The organism is Pseudomonas sp. P5_A2_2, from assembly GCF_054177685.1.
Window position 1 is genome coordinate 1 of record NZ_JBGCUL010000591.1, and the last position, 2878, is coordinate 2878.

Genomic DNA, 2878 nt, shown 5'->3' on the forward strand with positions numbered 1-2878 from the left:
GCGCAGATCCATGGCATAACTCGTTGATTTGTCGTAAGTCGGTGCATGGCACTCAGCCTGTATCGGCGAGCTTCGTTCGTCCCATATGGATGTGACGAGGTTTCACCAGAAAAAGGAATCAGGCTTCTCATGGGCGAACTGGCCAAAGAAATCCTCCCGGTCAATATCGAAGACGAGCTGAAGCAGTCCTACCTCGACTACGCGATGAGCGTAATTGTCGGGCGGGCACTGCCGGATGCGCGCGATGGCTTGAAGCCCGTGCACCGGCGCGTGCTGTTCGCGATGAGCGAGCTGGGCAACGACTTCAACAAGCCGTACAAGAAATCTGCCCGTGTTGTCGGTGACGTGATCGGTAAGTATCACCCGCACGGTGATACCGCGGTGTACGACACCATCGTTCGGATGGCGCAGCCATTCTCCCTGCGCTACCTGCTGGTAGACGGCCAGGGCAACTTCGGTTCGGTGGACGGCGATAACGCCGCGGCCATGCGATACACCGAAGTGCGCATGACCAAGCTGGCGCACGAGCTGCTGGCTGACCTGCATAAAGAAACCGTGGACTGGGTGCCGAACTACGACGGCACCGAAATGATCCCGGCGGTCATGCCGACCCGTATTCCCAACCTGCTGGTCAACGGCTCCAGCGGTATCGCCGTGGGCATGGCGACCAACATTCCGCCGCACAACCTCGGTGAAGTCATCGACGGTTGCCTGGCGCTCATCGACAATCCCGAGCTGACTGTCGACGAGCTGATGCAATACATCCCCGGTCCGGACTTCCCGACCGCCGCGATCATCAACGGTCGCGCCGGCATCATCGAAGCCTACCGCACCGGTCGCGGGCGCATTTACATGCGCGCCCGCTCGATGATCGAAGACATCGACAAGGTCGGTGGCCGTCAGCAGATCGTCATCACCGAACTCCCTTACCAGCTGAACAAGGCGCGTCTGATCGAGAAGATCGCCGAGCTGGTAAAAGAGAAGAAGCTTGAAGGCATCACTGAACTGCGCGACGAGTCCGACAAGGACGGTATGCGCGTCGTGATCGAGTTGCGTCGCGGTGAAGTGCCTGAGGTCATCCTCAACAACCTCTACGCCCAGACCCAGCTGCAAGCGGTGTTCGGTATCAACATCGTCGCGCTGATCGACGGCCGTCCGCGGATCCTGAATCTCAAGGATCTGCTGGAGGCCTTTGTTCGTCACCGTCGCGAAGTCGTCACCCGTCGTACCGTGTTCGAACTGCGCAAGGCGCGCGAGCGTGGCCACATCCTTGAAGGTCAAGCGGTTGCCCTGTCGAACATCGACCCGGTCATCGCCCTGATCAAGGCGTCGCCAACGCCGTCGGAAGCCAAGGAAGCGCTGATCAGCACGCCTTGGGAATCCTCGGCCGTGGTGGCGATGGTTGAACGTGCCGGCGCCGATTCGTGYCGTCCGGAAAACCTCGATCCGCAATACGGTCTGCGCGACGGCAAGTACTTCCTGTCGCCAGAGCAGGCGCAAGCCATTCTGGAACTGCGTCTGCATCGCCTGACCGGTCTGGAGCACGAAAAACTGCTGGCCGAGTATCAAGAGATCCTCAACCAGATCGGCGAGCTGATCCGCATCCTCAACAGCGCCACGCGCCTGATGGAAGTGATCCGCGAAGAGCTGGAAGTGATTCGCGCCGAGTACGGCGACGTACGTCGTACCGAAATCCTCGACGCTCGTCTCGATCTGACCCTGGGTGACATGATCCCGGAAGAAGAGCGCGTCGTGACCATTTCCCACGGTGGCTACGCCAAGACCCAGCCGCTGGCTGCGTACCAGGCCCAGCGTCGTGGCGGTAAAGGCAAGTCGGCAACCGGCGTCAAGGATGAGGACTACATCGCTCACCTGCTGGTTGCCAACAGCCACACCACGCTGCTGCTGTTCTCCAGCAAGGGCAAGGTGTACTGGCTGAAAACCTACGAAATCCCTGAAGCGTCCCGCGCTGCCCGTGGTCGTCCGCTGGTCAACCTGCTGCCGCTGGATGACGGTGAATACATCACCACCATGCTGCCCGTCGAGGAATACACCGAAGGTCACTACATCTTCATGGCCACCGCCAACGGCACCGTGAAGAAGACCCCGCTGGAATCCTTCAGCCGTCAACGCAGTGTCGGCCTGATCGCGCTGGAGCTGGACGAAGGCGACGTGCTGATTTCCGCGGCCATCACCGATGGCGAGCGTGAAGTCATGCTGTTCTCCGATGGCGGCAAGGTTACCCGCTTCAAGGAATCCGACGTTCGCGCCATGGGCCGTACCGCCCGCGGTGTGCGCGGCATGCGTCTGCCGGAAGGCCAGAAGCTGATTTCCATGCTGATCCCGGAAGAAGGCAGCCAGATCCTCACCGCTTCGGCGCGTGGCTACGGCAAGCGCACGGCGATCACCGAGTTCCCTGAGTACAAGCGTGGCGGTCAGGGCGTTATCGCCATGGTCAGCAACGAGCGTAACGGCCGTCTGGTCGGCGCGGTGCAGGTGCTCGACGGCGAGGAAATCATGCTGATTTCCGACCAGGGCACCCTGGTGCGCACCCGTGTCGACGAAGTGTCCAGCCTGGGTCGTAACACCCAGGGCGTGACCTTGATCAAACTGGCCAACGACGAAACACTGGTCGRGCTGGAGCGGGTTCAGGAGCCGTCGGAAGTCGAGGGCGAAGAGCTGGAAGGTGAAGAGGGTGAAGGGTTTGTCGGTGAGGTCGTGATTGACGACGTTGCCGAAGACCAGCAACTCGACGCCGCCGCTGACGAAGAACCACAGGAATAAGCGGGTAAGCAGGGGGCGGATGAAAATTCGCCCCCTTGTTGTTTGTCCGTAATGAAATATCGACACCACTGGAGATCCCTTGTGGGAGCGAGCC

Annotated in this window: 1 protein-coding gene; it reads left to right on the forward strand. The window is 60.5% G+C overall.

The features are described from left to right. Positions 1 to 129: 129 nt before the first annotated feature. Positions 130 to 2784 carry a DNA gyrase subunit A gene (gene gyrA, locus ACXRVY_RS22750; protein ID WP_458238298.1) on the forward strand — a complete coding sequence of 885 codons (2655 nt, stop codon included), beginning with the start codon at positions 130 to 132 and terminating at the stop codon, positions 2782 to 2784. Positions 2785 to 2878 lie beyond the last annotated feature (94 nt).